The sequence below is a fragment of the Mesorhizobium sp. BR1-1-6 genome, assembly GCF_020165355.1.
Classification (GTDB): Bacteria; Pseudomonadota; Alphaproteobacteria; order Rhizobiales; family Rhizobiaceae; genus Mesorhizobium.
Genome location: NZ_JAIUHZ010000006.1, coordinates 100,244 through 118,382, shown reverse-complemented (window position 1 = coordinate 118,382; position 18,139 = coordinate 100,244). Strand labels below are relative to the sequence as shown.

The 18,139-nt window shown below is 65.8% G+C and carries 25 protein-coding genes; 11 read left to right on the top strand and 14 right to left on the bottom strand.

From position 1 onward, the window contains the following. The first annotated feature begins 53 nt into the window (after positions 1 to 53). Positions 54 to 212, top strand: a complete 159-nt coding sequence (locus LB545_RS14485; protein WP_181167670.1) for a hypothetical protein — start codon at positions 54 to 56, stop codon at positions 210 to 212. 17 nt (positions 213 to 229) lie between these two features. Here the strand turns inward: LB545_RS14485 and LB545_RS14480 are convergent, their stop codons facing one another. Further along, positions 230 to 643 (bottom strand): NUDIX hydrolase, encoded by a 414-nt coding sequence (locus LB545_RS14480; RefSeq protein WP_140559861.1) that lies wholly within the window; start codon positions 641 to 643, stop codon positions 230 to 232. Between the two features lie 78 nt (positions 644 to 721). Between LB545_RS14480 and LB545_RS14475 the strand changes: the two genes are divergently transcribed. Beyond that, positions 722 to 1,219 (top strand): GAF domain-containing protein, encoded by a 498-nt coding sequence (locus LB545_RS14475; RefSeq protein WP_224680676.1) that lies wholly within the window; start codon positions 722 to 724, stop codon positions 1,217 to 1,219. Between the two features lie 93 nt (positions 1,220 to 1,312). On the opposite strand, the gene LB545_RS14470 is transcribed toward LB545_RS14475, so the two are convergent. Further along, positions 1,313 to 2,377 carry a YeiH family protein gene (locus tag LB545_RS14470; RefSeq protein ID WP_224705320.1) on the bottom strand — a complete coding sequence of 355 codons (1,065 nt, stop codon included), beginning with the start codon at positions 2,375 to 2,377 and terminating at the stop codon, positions 1,313 to 1,315. Positions 2,378 to 2,795: 418 nt separating this feature from the next. On the opposite strand from LB545_RS14470, the gene LB545_RS14465 reads away from it, so the two are divergent. From LB545_RS14465 to LB545_RS14445, 5 genes are all read left to right on the top strand, one after another. Next, positions 2,796 to 3,263 (top strand): GNAT family N-acetyltransferase, encoded by a 468-nt coding sequence (locus LB545_RS14465; protein WP_140499176.1) that lies wholly within the window; start codon positions 2,796 to 2,798, stop codon positions 3,261 to 3,263. A 20-nt stretch (positions 3,264 to 3,283) separates the two neighbouring features. Beyond that, a complete protein-coding gene (locus LB545_RS14460) occupies positions 3,284 to 3,667 on the top strand; it encodes an ACT domain-containing protein (protein ID WP_140516236.1) in 384 nt (127 codons plus the stop codon). 153 nt (positions 3,668 to 3,820) lie between these two features. Further along, positions 3,821 to 5,254 (top strand): aldehyde dehydrogenase family protein, encoded by a 1,434-nt coding sequence (locus LB545_RS14455; protein ID WP_224705319.1) that lies wholly within the window; start codon positions 3,821 to 3,823, stop codon positions 5,252 to 5,254. Positions 5,255 to 5,551: 297 nt separating this feature from the next. Then, a complete protein-coding gene (locus LB545_RS14450; RefSeq protein ID WP_140559857.1) occupies positions 5,552 to 5,962 on the top strand; it encodes an MbcA/ParS/Xre antitoxin family protein in 411 nt (136 codons plus the stop codon). Then, complete coding sequence (locus LB545_RS14445) at positions 5,956 to 6,654, top strand: RES family NAD+ phosphorylase (RefSeq protein WP_140516231.1); 699 nt, start codon at positions 5,956 to 5,958, stop codon at positions 6,652 to 6,654. Before LB545_RS14450 ends, LB545_RS14445 begins: the two co-directional genes overlap by 7 nt. Before the next feature lie 15 nt (positions 6,655 to 6,669). On the opposite strand, the gene LB545_RS14440 is transcribed toward LB545_RS14445, so the two are convergent. From LB545_RS14440 to LB545_RS14415, 7 genes are all read right to left on the bottom strand, one after another. Continuing rightward, positions 6,670 to 7,413: an amino acid ABC transporter ATP-binding protein gene (locus LB545_RS14440; RefSeq protein WP_140499166.1), complete on the bottom strand. Its 744-nt coding sequence runs from the start codon at positions 7,411 to 7,413 to the stop codon at positions 6,670 to 6,672. A 25-nt stretch (positions 7,414 to 7,438) separates the two neighbouring features. After that, entirely contained in the window at positions 7,439 to 8,113 is a 675-nt protein-coding gene (locus LB545_RS14435; protein ID WP_224705318.1) for an amino acid ABC transporter permease, read from the bottom strand. Beyond that, positions 8,110 to 8,781, bottom strand: coding sequence for an amino acid ABC transporter permease (locus tag LB545_RS14430; protein WP_224705317.1), 672 nt, complete (start codon positions 8,779 to 8,781; stop codon positions 8,110 to 8,112). Before LB545_RS14430 ends, LB545_RS14435 begins: the two co-directional genes overlap by 4 nt. Positions 8,782 to 8,895: 114 nt before the next feature. Further along, on the bottom strand, positions 8,896 to 9,684 hold the full coding sequence (locus tag LB545_RS14425; RefSeq protein ID WP_140759894.1) for an ABC transporter substrate-binding protein: 789 nt from the start codon (positions 9,682 to 9,684) through the stop codon (positions 8,896 to 8,898). A gap of 110 nt (positions 9,685 to 9,794) precedes the next feature. Then, complete coding sequence (locus LB545_RS30850) at positions 9,795 to 9,920, bottom strand: hypothetical protein (protein ID WP_263493929.1); 126 nt, start codon at positions 9,918 to 9,920, stop codon at positions 9,795 to 9,797. Beyond that, positions 9,917 to 10,423, bottom strand: a complete 507-nt coding sequence (locus LB545_RS14420; RefSeq protein WP_140499160.1) for an Lrp/AsnC family transcriptional regulator — start codon at positions 10,421 to 10,423, stop codon at positions 9,917 to 9,919. The genes LB545_RS30850 and LB545_RS14420 overlap by 4 nt, the downstream gene beginning before the upstream one ends. Before the next feature lie 125 nt (positions 10,424 to 10,548). Continuing rightward, entirely contained in the window at positions 10,549 to 11,421 is an 873-nt protein-coding gene (locus LB545_RS14415) for a LysR substrate-binding domain-containing protein (protein ID WP_140674375.1), read from the bottom strand. 171 nt (positions 11,422 to 11,592) lie between these two features. On the opposite strand from LB545_RS14415, the gene LB545_RS14410 reads away from it, so the two are divergent. Both LB545_RS14410 and LB545_RS14405 read left to right on the top strand, forming a co-directional pair. Continuing rightward, complete coding sequence (locus LB545_RS14410) at positions 11,593 to 11,805, top strand: hypothetical protein (RefSeq protein WP_140521402.1); 213 nt, start codon at positions 11,593 to 11,595, stop codon at positions 11,803 to 11,805. A 21-nt stretch (positions 11,806 to 11,826) separates the two neighbouring features. Beyond that, complete coding sequence (locus LB545_RS14405) at positions 11,827 to 12,576, top strand: sulfite exporter TauE/SafE family protein (RefSeq protein ID WP_140521403.1); 750 nt, start codon at positions 11,827 to 11,829, stop codon at positions 12,574 to 12,576. A gap of 35 nt (positions 12,577 to 12,611) precedes the next feature. Here LB545_RS14405 and LB545_RS14400 read toward each other — a convergent pair whose 3' ends face one another. Further along, the gene (locus LB545_RS14400; protein ID WP_140499152.1) at positions 12,612 to 13,061 is read right to left on the bottom strand and encodes a universal stress protein; all 450 of its coding nucleotides are present in this window, start codon (positions 13,059 to 13,061) and stop codon (positions 12,612 to 12,614) included. A 219-nt stretch (positions 13,062 to 13,280) separates the two neighbouring features. On the opposite strand from LB545_RS14400, the gene LB545_RS14395 reads away from it, so the two are divergent. Next, complete coding sequence (locus LB545_RS14395) at positions 13,281 to 13,862, top strand: histidine phosphatase family protein (protein ID WP_140521404.1); 582 nt, start codon at positions 13,281 to 13,283, stop codon at positions 13,860 to 13,862. Positions 13,863 to 13,868: 6 nt separating this feature from the next. Here LB545_RS14395 and LB545_RS14390 read toward each other — a convergent pair whose 3' ends face one another. The 3 genes from LB545_RS14390 to LB545_RS14380 all read right to left on the bottom strand — a co-directional run bounded on the left by LB545_RS14390 (position 13,869) and on the right by LB545_RS14380 (position 16,169). Continuing rightward, positions 13,869 to 14,270: a VOC family protein gene (locus tag LB545_RS14390; protein WP_140521405.1), complete on the bottom strand. Its 402-nt coding sequence runs from the start codon at positions 14,268 to 14,270 to the stop codon at positions 13,869 to 13,871. Between the two features lie 142 nt (positions 14,271 to 14,412). Further along, positions 14,413 to 15,165, bottom strand: a complete 753-nt coding sequence (locus LB545_RS14385) for a pseudouridine synthase (protein WP_140521406.1) — start codon at positions 15,163 to 15,165, stop codon at positions 14,413 to 14,415. 119 nt (positions 15,166 to 15,284) lie between these two features. Continuing rightward, positions 15,285 to 16,169, bottom strand: a complete 885-nt coding sequence (locus tag LB545_RS14380; protein WP_140521407.1) for an aldo/keto reductase family oxidoreductase — start codon at positions 16,167 to 16,169, stop codon at positions 15,285 to 15,287. Between the two features lie 94 nt (positions 16,170 to 16,263). Between LB545_RS14380 and LB545_RS14375 the strand changes: the two genes are divergently transcribed. Then, positions 16,264 to 17,163: a LysR family transcriptional regulator gene (locus LB545_RS14375; protein WP_140521408.1), complete on the top strand. Its 900-nt coding sequence runs from the start codon at positions 16,264 to 16,266 to the stop codon at positions 17,161 to 17,163. A gap of 84 nt (positions 17,164 to 17,247) precedes the next feature. On the opposite strand, the gene LB545_RS14370 is transcribed toward LB545_RS14375, so the two are convergent. Beyond that, positions 17,248 to 18,093, bottom strand: a complete 846-nt coding sequence (locus LB545_RS14370) for a helix-turn-helix transcriptional regulator (RefSeq protein WP_140685648.1) — start codon at positions 18,091 to 18,093, stop codon at positions 17,248 to 17,250. Between the last annotated feature and the right edge of the window lie 46 nt (positions 18,094 to 18,139).

Below are 18,139 nucleotides of genomic sequence, written 5' to 3'. Positions count from 1 at the left end.
CCGCCGGGGGATTCTCCCCCGGCGCGCAGGCCTCTGGCCCAGGAGATCGATCCATGATCGTGTTCGTGCAGAAGCCACAGACGGTCGTCACGACCGAAACGACAGAGGAAAGCCGCTTCGACCGCATCCGCAGGATTGCCGCCGACAAGCACAAGAAATCCGAGCCCGATCCGGCAACGCCACAAAAGGGCGAACCCAAGCGTCCGATGTAATAGCGGCGCCGCCGCCGCTACATTCCGCTCAACCTCAGCACCACATCGCGCGTCAGCGGCGCAAGTTCGACGGAATTGGTCGAGCCGGGCTCCAGCCAGATGATCTCCTCGATCTCGGCGGCGGCTATCGGCTGGCCGTCGATGGAGAGCGCGAACAATTCCGCCTCGACCGTGCTGTCCGGCTCGTTGGCGGCCGTGGCCGAGAACAGGCCGAGCCAGGAGGTGGTGGCGGGGTCGATCACCAATCCGAGTTCCTCGCGCAGTTCGCGCATCAGGGTGTCGAGCGGGGCCTCGCGCGGCTCGATCTTGCCGCCGGGCTGCATGAAGGCGCTGGTGCCGCGCTTGCGCACCAAAAGCAGCCGGCCCGACGCATCCGCGATGACGCCGGCAGCGATCCTGATCTTGCGGCTTTCGTGGCGGGTAGGATTCACGGTAGACTGTTCCGGTGGTCGTTTGGTGCAGAGCGCCTGCGGAAAACGGAACCGCGATTCTCAGTTCGGAGACAAGCCATGTTCGCAGCCAAGGCCATCGACACTTCGGACAAGGCCGCGTTCTACCGCGATCTTGCCGCGCAACTGAAGGCGCTGCTCGAGGGCGAGGGCGACTCGATCGCCAATGCCGCCAACACCGCGGCGCTGATCCTCCAGATGGTGCCCGATCTCAACTGGGCGGGCTTCTATTTCCTGGCCTCGGACGAGGAATTGGTGCTGGGTCCGTTCCAGGGCAAGCCGGCCTGCGTGCGCATCGCCGTAGGCAAGGGCGTATGCGGCACGGCGGTCGAACTCGGCACCTCGATGCTTATCAAGGACGTGCACGATTTCCCCGGCCACATCGCCTGCGACGCCGATTCGCGTTCGGAACTGGTCGTGCTTCTCGAAGACGATGAAGGCGTCTTCGGCGTGCTCGATCTCGACAGCCCGCTGCCCGGCCGCTTCGACAAGGCGGACCAGGCCGGCATCGAAACGCTGGCCGCGATCTATGTCGCGGCCAGTTCGTTCGAGGATTAGGCGCTCAGCAAAAAGACCGACGGTCGGCCGTCGAGTTCCTTCGCCCCCTCTGTCCGGCAGGACAGGGGCGCCGTAGAGCGCTACCTTTGGGGCCTAGGCGAACTTCACCAGCATCAGACTGAAGCCGCCGATGAACAGGAAGGCCGAGAAGGCGAGCGCGAGCGGGCGCAGGCCGCGCGAGCGCAGCTGCGAGATATCGGCCTGCAGGCCCATGGCGGCCAGCCCCATGGTCAGCATGATGGTGGTGGCGAGCGCCATCGCCGATTTCACTTCGGCGGGTATCGCGACAAGGCTGTTCAGAGCCACGACGGCGACGAAGGCGGCGACGAACCATGGCATGGGCGGGCGCGCCGCCTGCTGGTCGCTGCTGCTCTTGCGGCGCGCCATCAGGCCCAGCGCGATGATCATCGGCGCCAGCATGGCGACGCGGGTGAGCTTGGCGACGGTGGCGATCTCGCCCGATTGGGTGCCGTTCTGGAAGCCGGCGCCGATGACCTGCGCCACCTCATGGATCGAGGCGCCCGCCCACAGGCCGAAAGCATGCTGGTCGAGGCCGAGCAGCGGCGACAGCAGCGGGAAGCCGAGCATGGCGACGGTGCCGAACAAGGTGATCGAGGCGACGGCGTAGGTGACGTCCTCGTCGCGCGCGTCGGTGACGATGTTGGTGGCCACGATTGCCGAGGCACCGCAGATCGAGGTGCCGGCGGCGATCAGCTGCGCCAGTTTCGCGTCGACGCCGATCAGCCGGCCGAGCGTGATGGTGAAGACGAAGGTGGCACCAAGGGTGGCTGCCACGATGCCGACACCGCCGGCGCCGATCGACACCACCTGGCCGAGCGTCAGCTGGAAACCGAGCAGCACTATGGCGAAGCGCAGCAGCCGGCGCTGCGAAAACGCGATGCCGGCCTTGGCGTGCGTCGGCGTGCCGAGCACGTTGGAGTAGATCATGCCGGCGACGACGGCTATTATCATCGGGCTGAACAGGGCAAAGCCGGAGACGTTGCGAGCCGAGAAGGCCACCGCAGTGATCATCGCGACCAATATCATACCGGGCACGGGTCCGGCCTTGGTCGAGTCGAGCGCCTTGCGGCGCTGCGCGGGTTCGGCGGAAGTCAGGCTTTTTGGAATATCGTTCGCAATGTGGGATAAGGAAGACAACGTCATGCTCCAGGCGACTTCGCCCGGGGAATGCCATTCCCCAACTAATCTTTCCAATGAATTATTTTCGTTAGAATGATCGATTTTCCAGGACGGTTTTCCGGCTTACGTGACCAAAATGCGGTCGTCGGCCAAGGGCCGATACGGCATGCCTCTAATCAGGGTTGGTGAGGCAGCGCGGTAAAGAGGCTGGGGCACCGTCAGAAGGTGGCTTGGCGTCGGCTTGACGGGCCACTCATGCTGCGCCAGCTTGGCGCCATGTTCGTTCTTCCCCGCGCCAATGTCATGCGACGCCGAACCTGTACACTGCGAGGCGGCATGATTGCGCGACGACGAGGAGTGGCCCGTTAATTCCGGTTCGTTCTTCCCAGCCCCGCCCGCGCAACCGTCGGCGGGCTGTTCATGTCTGGAGCCCTCGATGAGCATCAATCCTTCCATCCAGTTCCGGCAGGCCGGGCCGGCGGACGCCGCAGCCATCCGGGACATCGTGCGCTTGGCCTATGCCAAATGGGTGCCGCTGATCGGCCGCGAACCGCTGCCCATGCGCGCCGACTACGACATAGCGGTTGCAGAGCATGAGTTCGACCTTGCGACCGACCAGGGCGAAATCGTCGGCGCGATCGAAACCATGCCAGCCGACGATCATGTCTGGATCGAGAATGTCTGCGTGGCACCGCATGCGCAGGGAAGGGGGATCGGCCGGCTGTTGCTGGAGCGGGCTGAACGCAAGGCGGCCGAAGCGGGCCGCAACGAACTTCGCCTGCTGACCAATGGCGCCTTCGCGGCCAATGTGTCGCTTTACAAGAGGCACGGCTATAGGATCGACCGGGAGGAGCCGTTCATGAACGGTACGACTGTCTATATGAGCAAGAGGCTCGCTGGATAGACCGCAATCGGAGTTCGACAATGGCTGCCAAAATCAGGCTGAAGCAACTGCCCGGGCTGTACGCGATTTCGCGGCTCGAGCCTGGAGCGAGCGTTCCCGGTTGGGCGGACGGGCCAGGCTTCGTCAGCATCACCAGAACCGAGGATGAACTTTCGATCGTCTGTCTGCAGGATCGCGTTCCAGATGGCGTCAAGCGGGATGACGAGTGGGTCGCCTTCAAGCTCCAAGGACCTTTCGCTTTCGATGAAACCGGCATCGTGTTGTCGGTCATCAGACCACTGTCGGAAAACGAGCTGGGCATTTTCGTGGTGTCGACTTTCGACGGCGATCACCTGCTGGTGAAAGCCGCCGATCGGGTCGCGGCGACACGGCTTCTGGGCGAAGCCGGGCATACTCTGCTTTAACTCGTTCTATTCCAGCTATCGCCCGCCCGGCTGGTTCAACCGCTCGCGGCTCGCTCACCAGTTCGGGGTTGCGTTTGACACCGCCATTCGCGCATCGTTATTTCTAACCAGATATCACGCCGGACGGCTGTGCGGCGCCCCTCAGGAGAAATCATGTCACACAATCTGCAGTTCTACATCGATGGCGCGTGGGTCGATCCTGTCGTGCCCAACACGATCGATGTCATCGATCCGTCGAACGAAGATAGCTTCGCGCAGATTTCGCTTGGTTCCAAGGCCGACGTCGACAAGGCGGTGGCCGCCGCGAAGCGGGCCTTCGGCACATTCGGCTTCACCTCGGTCGAGGAACGGCTCGACATCCTCAACCGCGTCATCGAGGTCTACAAGAAGCGCAGCCAGGACCTTGCGCTCGCCGTGTCACGCGAGATGGGCGCGCCGCGCCGGATGGCGCTCGACAGCCAGGTCGGCATCGGGCTCGCGCATCTGGCCAAGATGGCGGAAGTGCTGAAGAGCTTCCAGTTCCGGCAGGTCAAGGGCTCCTCGCTGATCGTCAAGGAGCCGATCGGCGTCGTCGGCCTGATCACGCCATGGAACTGGCCGCTGAACCAGATCACCTGCAAGGTGGGTCCGGCGCTTGCCGCCGGTTGCACCATGGTGCTGAAGCCATCCGAGATCGCGCCGCTCGACGCCATCATCTTCGCCGAGATCTTCGACGAGGCCGGCGTGCCGAAGGGCGTGTTCAACCTCGTCAATGGCGACGGCCCCGGCGTCGGCCAGGCGCTGTCCAGCCATCCCGATATCGACATGATGTCGTTCACCGGCTCCACCCGGGCCGGCATATTGGTGGCCAAGGCCGCCGCCGACACCGTCAAGCGCGTGCATCAGGAACTTGGCGGCAAGTCGGCCAACATCCTGTTCCCGGATGTCGACCTCGCCACCGCCGTGACCAAGGGCGTCGCCGGCTGCTTCAGCAACAGCGGCCAGTCCTGCAACGCGCCAACCCGTATGTTCGTGCCACGCGACCGTCATGACGAGGCGACTTCCTACGCCAAGGCGGCGGCGGAAAAGTTCGTGGTCGGCCCGGCCGACGCTCCCGGCACCAAGCTCGGCCCTGTCGTCAGCCAGGCCCAGTTCGACAAGATCCAGGACATGATCCAGAGCGGCATCGACGAGGGCGCCACGCTGGTCACGGGCGGCCCCGGCCGTCCGGCCGAACTCAACCGTGGCTACTATGTCAGGCCGACCGTGTTCGCCGATGTCACCCACGACATGCGCATCGCGCGCGAGGAGATTTTCGGGCCGGTGCTGGCCATCATGCCCTACGACACGGTCGAGCAGGCGGTCGAGCAGGCCAACGACACCGTCTACGGCCTTGCCTCCTATATCCAGGCCAAGGATATCCAGAAGGCGCGCGACGTCGCGGCGCGCATGCGCTCCGGCAACGTCTACATCAACTATCCCCAATGGGACGCCGGCCTGCCCTTCGGCGGCTACAAGCAATCCGGCAACGGCCGCGAATACGCCGAATACGGGCTGGAGGATTTTCTGGAGATCAAGGGTATCGCGGGGTATGAGGCGGCGGAGTAGGCGGACAAGAGCCGCCCTTACAGAACGTGGGTTCCTCGGCCCCGCAAAGCGGGGGAGAGGTGGCGGCGAAGCGGTCGGAGAGGGGGCTGCGGCGCTGGAAGGTTTTCACGGCATATCCACGCCGCGCCATTCCCCCGCTCCGTCTCGGCTTCGCCGAGCCACCTCTCCCCCACCTTTGTGGGGGCGAGGAACCCTGGTCTGTTATGCCGCGCCACCTTTTTAGGTGGCCGCTCTGGTCCTGTTTCCTTGCCAATTGGCAAATACATGCTATATGTCTGCCAATAGCGGGAGCAGAAAATGCAGCTTCAGTCCATCGTCACCACGCCGGCCGCGGTCGGCAGCGCCATCTCGGATGAAGAGGCGGGCGCCCTGGCGCGCACCACGGTCAATCTGTTCAAGGCGTGGGGCCTCACCGACCTCGAGGCCTGCATCCTGCTCGGCGGCATGTCGGCGCGCACCTGGGCGCGCTGGAAGGAAGGCGGCATCGGCCGGATCGACCGTGACCTGCGCACCCGCATGGCGCATCTGATGGGCATCCACAAGGGTTTGCGCTATCTCTTCACCGAGCCGGCGCGCGGCTATGCCTGGATCCGCAAGCCCAATGCCACGTTCGGCGGCCAATCGGCGCTCGACCTGATGCTGCGCGGCGAAATCTCCGACCTTGCCGCGATGCGCGAATGGCTCGACGCGGAGCGTGGTGGATGGTGAGTGGGCTCGCGGTCCGGCGCCGCGTCCACTGGCCCCAGACCTTCCGCATCATCCGCTCCATCCATCCGCCTATCGACCTCTTCGAGGACATTGCCGACCCGCGCGATTGGGAAGCGCTGGCCGCCGTCGAGGAGAAGACCAATCCGCGCATCCGGCTGGAACTCGGCGACCTCGGCAAGGTTCCTGCCGAAAGGCGGGTGTCCGGACCCGGCGCAAGTTTCGTGATGGCGCCCTTCGTGCATTGCTCGACCTTGCGGCCCGGGCGGTTTTCCGATGGCAGCTACGGCATCTACTATGCCGGCGACAGCGAGGAGGTGGCGCTGGCCGAAACCATCCACCACCACCAGAATTTTATGCGCGCCACCAAGGAGGAGCCGGGCTGGACCGCGGATTTCCGCGTGCTGATCGGCAGCGTCGATCGCGACCTCGATGACGTCAACGCGGTGCCCGGCGCGCTCGACCCGGACGACTACACCGCCTCGCAGGCCGAAGGCCGCGCCTTGCGTGCGGCCGGCAGCGACGGGCTGGTGTGGAACAGCGTGCGCATGCCAAGCGGGCAGTGCATCGGCATCTTCTGGCCGGATGCAATCACCGTTCCCGTCCAGGGGAGGCACTACAGCTACCACTGGGACGGCCGCCGCGTGGATTTCGTGCGCCAGCACGATACAGGCAAGGTGCTGGCGGTCACTTGAAGGCGGCGGCGCCGGTCAGTGCCGCAGGATCTTGCTCAGGAAGGCGCGGCTGCGATCGGTCCTGGGGTGCGAGAAGAACTCGTCGGGCGTGCCGCTTTCGACGATGGCGCCGGCATCCATGAACACCACGCGCTGGGCGACCTTGCGGGCAAAGCCCATCTCATGCGTCACCACCATCATGGTCATGCCTTCCTCGGCAACCGCGACCATGACGTCGAGCACTTCCGAAATCATCTCGGGGTCGAGCGCGGATGTCGGCTCGTCGAACAGCATGATCTTGGGGCGCATGCCGAGACAGCGGGCGATCGCCACGCGCTGCTGCTGTCCGCCTGAAAGCTGCGCAGGATAGGCGTTGACCTTGTCGGCAAGCCCAACCTTGGCCAGCAGTTCGCGGCCGGCCTGCTCGGCCTCGGCGCGCGGGATCTTGCGGACATGGATCGGCGCCAGCGTGACGTTTTCGAGCGCGGTCTTGTGCGGGTAGAGGTTGAAGGACTGGAAGACGAAGCCGATCTCGGTGCGCAGCTTCGTCATGTTGGTGGCGGGGTCGCCGAGCCGCTGGCCGTCGACGACAAGGTCGCCGTCCTTGATCGTCTCCAGCCCGTTGATGCAGCGGATAAGCGTGCTCTTGCCCGACCCGCTCGGGCCGCAGACGACGACCACTTCGCGCGGCTCGACGCTGAGCGTGATGTCCCTCAGCACGTTGAGCGGGCCGAACCATTTGTTGACGCCGCGAAAATCGATCATGCCCGTTTTGGTCATGTGGTCGGAACCTTTGGGTTCGATGTCATATCTGCACCTCGCCATGGGCGGCACCCATGCGCCGCTCGAGCCGGCGGGCGAGCATGATCAGCGGATAGCAGACGATGAAATAGCCGACACCGACGAGGAAGAACACCAGCAGGCCGTTCGGCACGCGCTGCACCACCAGCCAGCCGACGCGGGTGAGGTCGGTCAGGCCAATCGCCGAGACGACCGAAGAGTCCTTGATCAGCAGCACATATTGCCCGACCAGCGGCGGCAGCACGATGCGCATCGCCTGCGGCAGCACCACTTGGCGCATGCGCTGCCAGCGCGACAGGCCGGACGCCAGTGCCGCCTCGACCTGGCCCGTCGGAACCGAACGGATGCCGGCGGCCACGATCTCGCAGATGAAGCAGGCGGCGAGGTTGGTCAGCGCGATGATGCCGGCGCTGAAGGCGTCGAGCTCGATGCCCAGCTCCGGCAAGATGAAGAAGATCAGGAATATCTGCACCAGGAACGGCGTGCCCCGGATAAGGTCGACCCAGGCACCGATCACGCCGGAGATCAACCGGTTGCCGCCGGTCCGCAAGATGCCGAGGCCGAAGCCGAGCAGGGTGCCCAGCACCAGGCTGATCAGCGACAGCACCACGGTCATGCCGAGGCCGCGCAGCGCCAGCGGATAGCTGCCCGCAAGGCTTTGCAACTGTTGCCAGATCATATGCGCGCTCCCGCCGAGCCGAGCCAGCGGCCGGAGAGGGCCGCCAGCCCTTTGAGGCCGTAATAGAGCATGAGGTAGAAGGCGGCGATGGTGAGGAATCCTTCCGCCGGCATGAAACGGTCGGAGGCCAGCAACTGGCCGGCGCGCGTCAGCTCGGCAACCGAGATCAGCGACAGGAGCGCCGAATCCTTGACCAGCACGATCGCTTGTCCCAGTAGCGGCGGGATCGTCACCTTGAACGCCTGCGGCAAGACCACTAGGCGCATGCGCTGGACATAGGTCATGCCCGAAGCAACACTGGCCTCAACCTGGCCGCGCGGGATCGACAGGATGCCGGCGCGAATGATTTCAGCGACATAGGCGCCGCTGTTCAGCGATAGCGCGAGGATCCCGACGACGAGTTCGGGCAGCACGAAACCGAGGCGCGGCAGGCCGAAATAGAGAAAATAGAGCTGCGCCAGCAAGGGCGTGGCGCGTACGGCGTCGATATAGGCCTTGGCCGGCACCCGAAACAGCCAGCCGCGCTGCAGGTTCATCGCGCACAACAGGATGCCGACCGCGAGCGCGCCGAAAAAGGACAGCGCCGACAGCCACACGGTCGTGACCAGGCCCTGCCCGAACAGGGGCAGGTATTCGACGATGGTGCGGAAGCTGAAATTCTCGAGCATGGGCGTGAATGGTGGGTAGGGAATAGTGAGTAGTGAGTAGCGAGTAGGCAGGCGGATCCGGAATTCCCTATCCACTACTCACTAATTCGCTACTCACTAATCCCTAATCCCTAATCAGTGATCTTTCTTCCAGTCTTCCGAATTGACCCAGTAGTCGAGGTTCTTCTGCAGACGGCCGTCGATGGTGACCTGGTTGAGGAACAGGTTCATCCAGATCAGGAGATCCGGCTCGTCATAGCGGGTGGCGAAGGCAAGCGGCTCCTTCGAGAGGAGGTCCGGCATGATTGTGAAGGTGCCGGCCGGATAGGCCGTCGACTGGCCCTTGACCGCCGAGACATCGTTGACGCCGCAATCGGCCTGGCCGTTGTTGACGGCGTCGAGCAGCAGCGGACCGCCGCCCTTGTAGCTCTTGATGTCGGCATCGGGGAATGCGGCCTTGGCTTCCTTCTCGCCGGTGGCGCCGAGCAGCACGGCGATCTTGGTGCCCTTGGCCTTGCAGTCCTCGGCGGTCTTGAACTTGCCGTCGGCCTTGGTGAAGACGGTGCTGCCCGTATACATGTATGGCGTGGTGAAGGCGACCTTCATGCCGCGTGCCAGCGTCGGCGTCATGTCGGCGACCAGAAGGTCGGCCTTGCCCGAAAGCAGCGCCGGGATCAGGCCGTCCCAGTCGAAGTCGAGGAAGGTGATCTTGACGCCCATTTCCTTGGCCATCAGTTCGGCCAGTTCCACCGAGCTGCCGGTGCGTTCGCCATTGGCGCCGACCAGCGAGAAGGGTGGTCCCTGCGTCTGCACGGCGACACGCAGTTCGCCGCGCTTGGTGATGTCGTCGAGCGATCCGGCGCTGGCGGCGGCGGTGAGGCCGGCCAGTGCGAGGCCGGCGATGAAAAGCTTGGCAATGTTCATTGGTTTCATTGGGCATTCCTCCTTTTGTCGTGTTGTTGTCCACCCTACAGGGTGCTTTTTGAGCGGCGGCGCCGTTGCCGGCGGCGGCCACCGTTCGAAAATCCGTTTCCTCAGTGCCGGGCCGCCGTTTCGGCGACCGCGATGCCGCGCCTGGGCAACGCGCCGAAGAAAGGCGCGTCCGGCACATGCAGCAGCGGGTTGAGCAGGCCGAGGCCTCCGAAAACCGCTATCCTCATGCCGGCTCCTTGCGAATGCTGTCGTCCGACCAGCAGCCTTCCGGCAGGCTGACCCATTTGTTGCAGGACGCCATGACGACGAAGGTCTCGCTGCGCACGACCTCGCCCGGCTCGCCGGCGCCCGGGATCAACTCGCTGGTGACGCGGTAGAGATCGGCGACGTCGCCGGCCACCGTCACGTCGACGATGATGTCGAAGCGCCCGGTGACGACCGAGGCCGAGTTGACGAAGGGCAGTTCGGAAATGCGCTGCGCCAGCTCGCGGGCGCGGCCGCGCCCTTGCGCGTTGATGCCGACGATGGCCGAGATCAGTTCGGGCCGCTCCGTCAGGTTCAGGAGCCCGACGATCTTGAGCAGGTTGCGGTCGAGCAGGTTGCGCAGCCGCGTGCGCACCGTCGGCACCGAGATCGCCAGAATCTCGGCGAGGCGGTTGATGCCCGGCTGTGCGTCCTGCGACAGCTGTTTGACCAGCCGCCGATCGGTCAGATCGAGATGTTCCCGCAAGTCCCCCGTCTTTCATAAAACGAAAAAAGCTAGGCGATTTTTTTGCCTATGTGCAAACAAGCTATTTCATGGATTCCTCAAAGGCAAGGCATGATTCCACGCGAATTCAGCATGTGGCGGCGGCTTCACACCAGCGCGGCCACCAGCAGCTTGGCCTGCGGCGTCAACGTGTCGAAGCGGCGGGCGCAGAGATTGAGCTGGCGGGTTCCCCAGTCGTCCGTCAGCCGCAGGCTGCGCAGGCTGGGCGCCGAGCGGCGCACCGTGCTTTCCGGCACGATGGCGACGCCCGCGCCCTGCGCCACCAGCCTGCAGACATTGTCGAGGCCGGGCACGCGGATGCGAAAATGCAGATGACCGCCCAGGCGCGCGGCCTGGCGGGAGATGTGCTCCTGCAAGGGATGGCCGGCGCTCAGGCCGACAAAGGTTTCACCGAGAATGTCGGCGAGGCCGGTCGCGCGGCCTTCGAGGCCGGGGCGGTTGCGCGCGGCGATCACCACCAGCCGGTCAACGAAGAACGGTTTCTGCTCGAGATGGGAAAGGCCGGCCCAGGTCGCGGCAATGCCAACATCGGCGGCGCCGCTCGCCACCGCCTCGGCGATCTCATGGCTGGGGCGCTCATCGAGGTCTATGTCGATGCCGGGATGCGCGACCAGAAAGGCCGGCAGCCTGTCGCGCAGAAGTTCGCTGGTGGCGGCCGTGTTGGCGAGCAGGCGGACCCGCGCGCGCAGGCCGGTGGCATAGGCGCCGAGCTCGCCGGCCATCGCCTCGATCTGATTCTGCACCGCGCGCGCGTGGTGCAGCAGCGCCTGGCCGGCGGCGGTCGGCACCACGCCGCGCCGGCGGCGCTCCAGAAGCGGCGCGCCGAGCCTATCCTCCATGCCCTTGATGCGGGCGCTGGCCGAGGCCAGCGCGAGGCCCGCGAGCTCGGCGCCATGGGTGATGCTGCCGCGCTCGGCGACCAGCAGGAACAGCCGGAGATCGACGAGGTCGAAGCGCATCTTTTTCCTCCCGCAAGACAGCCCGGGCGATGGCCGCTATCACGCGATCGATGGCGCAGCGGGCCGACCGGCTTGCGGCGCCAGCCTTCGCCTCAGCCGAAGGCTGGTGCCGCGATTTCCACATTGCGGGTGACGGCGAATTTCGTCAAACAGTTTCGGTGGAGGTCCAAGATGAGAAAACCAGCATCGAACCGGCAAGGGCTCGGCATCGCTGAAAGCGCGGCGATGCTGCTGGCGGTTGCCGTCGCCCTTCTGGCCGTGGCGCGCTCGGGTTCCGGCATGCCAGGATGCGCCATGACATCCGCCCCTGTCAGCAGCGCCGCCGCCGGACCGGCGGGGCCGGCAGCGGGGATCGACGCTGCCGACATGCTGCTCCATGATTGAGCCGCTGCCGGACACGCCATCATGCTGAGCGCCGCCGCCGTCGCCTGGATCTGCGCCGTCTTCCTTGCCGCCGGCTTCGTCAAGGGCGTGGTCGGGATGGGCCTGCCGACGGTGGCGATGGGCCTGCTGGCGGTGACCATGGCGCCGGCCGAGGCGGCCACGCTTCTGCTGATCCCGTCGCTGGCTACCAACCTGTGGCAATTATTCACCGGTCCTTCGTTCGGCGGGCTCGTCAGGCGGCTATGGACGATGATGGCCGGCGTGGTGATCGGCACCGTTGCCGGCGCCGGCCTGCTCACCGGCGCGCATACGGCGGCCGCGTCCGGCGCGCTCGGCGTGGCACTGATGCTCTATGCCGTTCTCGGCCTCGCCAAGGCCGGCTTCTCAACGCCGCCACGCCACGAGGCCTTGCTATCGCCGCTGGTCGGGGTGGCAACTGGCCTGGTCACCGGCGCCACCGGCGTCTTCGTCATTCCGGCGGTGCCCTACCTGCAATCGCTGCGGCTGGGCAGGGAAGAGCTGATCCAGGCGCTCGGCCTGTCCTTCACCGTGTCGACGGCGGCGCTGGCCATCGGGCTGTTCAGGGCCGGCGCCCTGGCCTCGCCGACGGCCGGGCTGGCGGGTTCGGTCGCGGTGCTGGCGCCTGCGCTCGCCGGCATGGCTGTCGGCCAGGCGCTGCGCCAGCGCATGAGCGTCGAGACTTTTCGCAAAGTGTTCTTCGCCGGGCTCTTGGCGCTGGGATTTTATCTGGTGGCCGAAGCGGCGTTTTGAGCACCGCTTGCCGAACGCCGACTGGCCGGACCGGCCTACCGCACCACCAGGACCGGGATTTCGCTGTAGGACACGACTTCCGCCGTCTGGCTTCCCAGAAGCAGCCTGCCCAATCCGCGGCGGCCGTGCGAGGCCATGACGATCAGGTCGCAGCGTTCGGTCTGCGACAGCTCCAGGATCGCCTCGGCGGGCCTTCTGTCCTCGATGTGCACGACCTTGGCCGACACGCCCAGCCCCTCGGCGGAAGCCTTGCATTTGTCGAGCACCTCCTTGCCGTATTTGCGGGCTTCTTCCTGATAGGCGGCCAGCTCATCGCCCGCGGCGTAGCCGGCCATGGCGCCGCCCCAGGCGAAGATCGGGAATTGTTCCGAGACGGTGACGAAGGTCACGGCGGCGCCGAGGCCCTTTGCCAGCCCGAGGCCGTGGGCAACGCCCTTGTCGGCCAGTTCCGACCCGTCGGTGGCGATGAGCAGATGTTTGTACATGATGATCGTGACCTATCGTGCTTGGTGAACTATGGACCACACATAGTTATGCCCGGCGCCCAGTCATTGTGCCAATGCGGCGGGGATCAGGGCCAGGGAATGTGGTGGGCATCGCGTGGACCGCGCCCAAACGAGCGTTCCACCCCCGGACTTTCGCGCCAGCTGGATTCCCCTTCGCCGCATCGTCCTTTAAGGTGCGGCAACTTCGAAAGGCCCACCATGAGCAGTGCGTTTCCTCAAATCCATCTGGTCCGACATGGCGAGACGGCGTGGAGCCTGTCGGGCCAGCACACCGGCCGCACCGACATGCCGCTGACGGCAGCCGGCGAGGCGGCCGCGCGGGGTGTGGCGGATCGGCTGAAAGGCCTGCGGTTTTCGGCCGTGTGGTCGAGCCCCTCGCAGCGCGCCTACAACACCAGTCTGCTTGCCGGTTTCGGGGCGCAAAGCATCAAGATGGACGACCTGCAGGAATGGGACTACGGCGCCTATGAAGGGCGAACCACCAGGGAGATCCTGGCCGAACGGCCGGGCTGGAACGTCTTTCGCGACGGCTGCCCGCAAGGCGAAACGGCGGCCGATGTGGGCGCCCGCGCCGACAGGATCATCGATCGCCTGCGCGAGGCAAATGCCGACATGCTGATCTTTTCCAGCGCGCACTTCCTGCGCGTGCTCACCGCCCGCTGGCTCGGCTTGCCGCCGCAGGACGGCGCGCTGTTCGTGCTCGATACGGCCAGCATCAGCGTGCTCGGCTACGAGCATGACCTCGGCGAGCCGGTGGTGCGCAAGTGGAACGGGAAGTAGGGCGGCCTAGCTGTCGAACTTCCGGATCGCCTCGGCGGTTACAGGCGTGAAGAAATTCACTAGATTGCAGTCGGGGTCGCGGAACAGCAGCGAGCGGTTGCCCCAGGGCATGGTGGTAGGCTCCTGGACAATTGCGCCCTTGACGGTTTCCGCCAGCCTGGCAAATTCGGCATCGACGTCGCCGACTCGGAATTCGATGATGGCCGTGCGGTTGTCGGCTGGGCGGGCGATGTCGCTGCCGAACAGCATCAGGGTGCGCGTGCTGCCGATCGCCAGCGTGCAGGCCGGCGTCGCCAGTTCGGCGAAGTCCTCCGTGTACATCGTCACCGGCATGCCGGTGATCTCGCCATAGAAGCGCACGAGGCGCTGGACATCGGACGTGATGATGCGGACAGAGACGAAATTCATCGCATTGGCTCCTTGATCGTCGAAGCCGCGGCTGGGCTCCCGGCCTTCTATAGGCCGGGGCTCCTGACAGCTTTCCGTCAGGAGCCGGAAGCGCCGGTCGATTTTCAGATCTGCCGAACGACAGTGCCGACCTTGCGCCTATTCATCCCGCCAGCAGCGCCAATTCGTCGGGCGTCAAATGCCTCGCAGTACCCTTGGCGAGGTCGCCGAGCGGCAAGCTGCCAATGGCGACCCGGATCAGGCGCTTGACCTCAATGCCGTGGGCGGCGAGCAGGCGCCGGATGTGGCGATTGCGGCCCTCGTGGAGCACGATCTCCAGCCAGGCGGTGCGGCCGCCGCTGCGCAGCAGCTCGATCGAGTTCGCAGTCAGCATTTCACCCTCGACGGGAGCGCCGGCGCGCAGCGCTTCCAGCACCGCGGCGTCGGGCACCGTGGCGATCTGAACATGATAGGTCTTGGGCAGGTGCGAGGCCGGGTCCATCAGCCGGTTGGCGAAGCGCGTGTCGTTGGTCATCAGCAGCAGGCCTTCGCTCGCCTTGTCCAGCCGGCCGACCGGCGAGACGAAAGGCAGGTCAAGCCCTTCAAGACAGGCATAGACGGTGTCGCGCTCGAGCGGGTCGTCGCGGGTCGTGACCAGCCCGCGCGGCTTGTTGAGCATGAGATAGACCTTGCGCTCGGCAACGACGTCTTCGCCGTCGACGACGATACGGTCGCGCTTCATATCGACGCGCAGGGAAGCATCGCGCGCGACCTTGCCACCGACGCGCACGCGGCCCTCGGCGATCAGCCGCTCGGCCTGGGTGCGCGAGCACAGGCCGAGCTTCGACAGCGCGCGGTTGAGGCTGACGCCGGTGCTTGCCTGTCTGCCGGTGTTTTCTATCCGCCGTGGTGTCATTGCGAGCCGACTGATGCCATGGGCGGCGCTGACTTCGCAAGCCGGCGGAGGCAGTTTTGGCACCATCGGCCGTGCTCTACGGCGCGCCCCTCTGTCGCCCAGCTTGCGGCAGAGGCAGCTCAGGCCGCTTGGTCGGTCTCGCCCGCGATCCCGTTCAGCACGGCAAGCGCGTCGGCTGGCAGCTCCAGCTCCGCCGCCGCCATGTTTTGCCTGAGATGCGCGACGGACGAGGTGCCGGGGATGAGCAGGATGTTGGGCGCGCGGTGCAGCAGCCAGGCGAGCGCCACCTGCATGGGCGTCGCGCCGAGTTTTTGCGCGACATCGGCCAGCGTGCTGGATTGCAGCGGCGTGAAGCCGCCGAGCGGGAAGAACGGCACATAGGCGATGCCGGCCGCGGCAAGCTCGTCGATCAGTGCGTCATCCTCGCGATGCGCGATGTTGTACTGGTTCTGCACGCAGACGATGTCGACGATGCCGCGCCCCTGCGCGATCTGGGTTGATGTGACATTGCTCAAGCCGATATGGCGCACCAGACCCTGACGCTGCAGTTCGGCGAGCGTATTCAGTTGGGGTTCGAGCGAGCCTTCGGCCGGGCCGTGTATGCCGTGCATGGAGCGCAGGTTGACGACCTCCATCGTGTCCAGTCCCAGATTGCGGAGATTGTCGTGCACGGCCTGCGTCAGTTCCTGCGGCGACATTGCGGGGATCCACGATGCATCGGCGCCGCGCCGGGCACTGACCTTGGTGACGATGGTGAGGTTGGCGGGGTAGGGGTGCAGCGCCTCGCGGATGATCAGGTTGGTGACGTGCGGACCGTAGAAATCGCTGGTGTCGATATGGTCGATGCCGCTCGCCACCGCCTCGCGCAGCACGGCGAGTGCACCGTCATGGTCTTTCGGCGGGCCGAACACGCCGGGTCCGGCCAGTTGCATGGCGCCGTAGCCCATGCGCTTCACGGTGCGGTCGCCGAGCTTGAAGGTTCCGGCCTTGCTGATGTCAGTCATGGTCTCAATCTCCTTTGGATCGGCCAGATGTAGACAATGCACGCTTGCGCGATAATATGGCGCAATCGGCACAGGCTGTGCGGAAAGGCGAACAATGGCGGATCTGGGCGACCTCCAGGCATTCATGGCGGTGGCGCGCGCCGGCGGCTTTCGCGAGGCGGCCAGGATCAGCGGCGTCAGCGCCTCCAGCCTCAGCGAAACGGTGCGGCGGCTGGAGGCGGGGCTCGGCGTGCGGCTCCTCAACCGCACCACGCGCAGCGTCGCTCCGACCGAGGCCGGCGCGCGCCTGCTGGAGCGGCTGGGCCCCGCGCTCGGCGAGGTCGAGGCGGCACTCGATGTCGTCAACGGCTTTCGCGGCCGCCCGGCCGGCACGCTGCGGCTCAACGTGCCTGTCGTGGCGGCGAAACTGGTGCTGCCGCGCCTTCTGCCGCCCTTTCTTGCCGCCTATCCCGACATCAGACTGGAGGTGACCGCCGAGGACAGTTTCGTCGACATACTGGCGAGCGGCTGCGATGCCGGCATCCGCTATGACGAGCGGCTGGAGCAGGACATGATCGCCGTACCGATCGGCCCGCGCCGGCAGCGCTTCGCCACCGCTGCCGCAACGGCCTATCTCGACCGGCGTGGCCGGCCCGACCATCCGCGCGACCTCCTCGATCACGCATGCCTGCGCGGCCGCTTCGCCAGCGGCCTGACGCCGCCCTGGGAGTTCGAGCGCGACGGCGAGATAGTGAGCGTCGAGCCGACCGGGCCGCTGCTGGTCAGCACCGGCACCGCTATGGCGCTTGCGCTCGATGTGGCGGTCGCCGGCGGCGGCATCGTCTCGCTGTTCGAGGACTGGCTGCGCCCCTATTTCGACGATGGCCGGCTCGAGCCGGTGCTGGAGCCCTGGTGGCAGGAGTTTTCCGGCCCGTTCCTCTATTACCCCGGCCGCCGCCTCATCCCGGCGCCGCTGCGGGCATTCGTCGACTTTGTCGGCGGGATGCGGTGGTGAGGCGCCGCGATGACGGTTTCATGGGACGCATCGTCGGATGCAACCCGCTGCGCATTTCTGGAATGTTCCAGGAACGAGCAGGGATCATCGCGGCGGGTCCAATGACACCTTGGCGCGCTTCGCCAGCTCGCGAATCCGCTCCGCGACCGCGCTGTCGACCGGATTGTAGACGGTCAGGCTCAGATCCGGGCGGCCGTCGACCGCGAATCCCGAATATTCCAGCTCGATGTCGCCGAGCACGGGGTGCTTCAGTCGCTTGGTTCCGTCGCCATGGCTGAGCACGTCGTTCTCGCGCCACAGGGCGGCGAATTCGGGGCTGGCGCTGCACAGTTCGTCGACGAGTTCGCGTACCTCGGACACCGCGCCGGCACGCGCCGCGTCGGCGCGGAAGGCGCCCACCACGAAACGGGCGAGGTTTTCCCAGTCGTGCTGCTTTTCGCGGATGGCCGGGCTGCGGAACATGAAGCGCAAAATGTTGCGCTGGTCTGCGGGCAGGGCGCTGTAATCGGTCAGCACGACCTGGGCGGCGCGGTTCCAGGCAACGACATCCCAGGTAGCGGTCCTGACCAAGGCGGGGCTCGCTTCAAACGTGTCGAGGAGGCGCTGCAGCCGGGGGCTGATGCCTTCCGCGCCGATATAGCGGACCTCGGGCGGGCGTCCGAGCCCGAGCATGAAAAGATGCTCGCGCTCGGCCTCGGTCAGCATCAGCCCCTTGGCGATGCGGTTCAGCACATCGGCCGAAGGCGCGCCGCCACGACCCTGCTCCAGCCATGTGTACCAGGTCGGGCTGATGTTGGCGCGCTGGGCCACTTCCTCCCGGCGCAGCCCCGGCGTGCGCCGGCGCCCTGAAAATCCGAACGAGGCCGGATCGAGCCGGGTGCGCCGGTCTCTCAGAAACGCCGCGAGCGAACCGGCGGAATTGGTGGGCATCCTGTTAGCCATTATACCACGATAAGATCACTACTTTAATGGAATA

Bases quoted from the DNA above. Each gene is read 5' to 3' on its own strand.
- LB545_RS14460 (WP_140516236.1), top strand. From the start codon at position 3,284: ATGGCTGCCAAAATCAGGCTGAAGCAACTGCCCGGGCTGTACGCGATT.
- LB545_RS14425 (WP_140759894.1), bottom strand. From the start codon at position 9,684: ATGAACATTGCCAAGCTTTTCATCGCCGGCCTCGCACTGGCCGGCCTC.
- LB545_RS14410 (WP_140521402.1), top strand. From the start codon at position 11,593: ATGAGAAAACCAGCATCGAACCGGCAAGGGCTCGGCATCGCTGAAAGC.
- LB545_RS14450 (WP_140559857.1), top strand. From the start codon at position 5,552: ATGCAGCTTCAGTCCATCGTCACCACGCCGGCCGCGGTCGGCAGCGCC.
- LB545_RS14485 (WP_181167670.1), top strand. From the start codon at position 54: ATGATCGTGTTCGTGCAGAAGCCACAGACGGTCGTCACGACCGAAACG.
- LB545_RS14375 (WP_140521408.1), top strand. From the start codon at position 16,264: ATGGCGGATCTGGGCGACCTCCAGGCATTCATGGCGGTGGCGCGCGCC.
- LB545_RS14435 (WP_224705318.1), bottom strand. From the start codon at position 8,113: ATGATCTGGCAACAGTTGCAAAGCCTTGCGGGCAGCTATCCGCTGGCG.
- LB545_RS14455 (WP_224705319.1), top strand. From the start codon at position 3,821: ATGTCACACAATCTGCAGTTCTACATCGATGGCGCGTGGGTCGATCCT.
- LB545_RS14395 (WP_140521404.1), top strand. From the start codon at position 13,281: ATGAGCAGTGCGTTTCCTCAAATCCATCTGGTCCGACATGGCGAGACG.
- LB545_RS14430 (WP_224705317.1), bottom strand. From the start codon at position 8,781: ATGCTCGAGAATTTCAGCTTCCGCACCATCGTCGAATACCTGCCCCTG.
- LB545_RS14390 (WP_140521405.1), bottom strand. From the start codon at position 14,270: ATGAATTTCGTCTCTGTCCGCATCATCACGTCCGATGTCCAGCGCCTC.
- LB545_RS14475 (WP_224680676.1), top strand. From the start codon at position 722: ATGTTCGCAGCCAAGGCCATCGACACTTCGGACAAGGCCGCGTTCTAC.
- LB545_RS14370 (WP_140685648.1), bottom strand. From the start codon at position 18,093: ATGCCCACCAATTCCGCCGGTTCGCTCGCGGCGTTTCTGAGAGACCGG.
- LB545_RS14405 (WP_140521403.1), top strand. From the start codon at position 11,827: ATGCTGAGCGCCGCCGCCGTCGCCTGGATCTGCGCCGTCTTCCTTGCC.
- LB545_RS14385 (WP_140521406.1), bottom strand. From the start codon at position 15,165: ATGACACCACGGCGGATAGAAAACACCGGCAGACAGGCAAGCACCGGC.
- LB545_RS14400 (WP_140499152.1), bottom strand. From the start codon at position 13,061: ATGTACAAACATCTGCTCATCGCCACCGACGGGTCGGAACTGGCCGAC.
- LB545_RS30850 (WP_263493929.1), bottom strand. From the start codon at position 9,920: ATGAGGATAGCGGTTTTCGGAGGCCTCGGCCTGCTCAACCCGCTGCTG.
- LB545_RS14415 (WP_140674375.1), bottom strand. From the start codon at position 11,421: ATGCGCTTCGACCTCGTCGATCTCCGGCTGTTCCTGCTGGTCGCCGAG.
- LB545_RS14440 (WP_140499166.1), bottom strand. From the start codon at position 7,413: ATGACCAAAACGGGCATGATCGATTTTCGCGGCGTCAACAAATGGTTC.
- LB545_RS14465 (WP_140499176.1), top strand. From the start codon at position 2,796: ATGAGCATCAATCCTTCCATCCAGTTCCGGCAGGCCGGGCCGGCGGAC.
- LB545_RS14380 (WP_140521407.1), bottom strand. From the start codon at position 16,169: ATGACTGACATCAGCAAGGCCGGAACCTTCAAGCTCGGCGACCGCACC.
- LB545_RS14445 (WP_140516231.1), top strand. From the start codon at position 5,956: ATGGTGAGTGGGCTCGCGGTCCGGCGCCGCGTCCACTGGCCCCAGACC.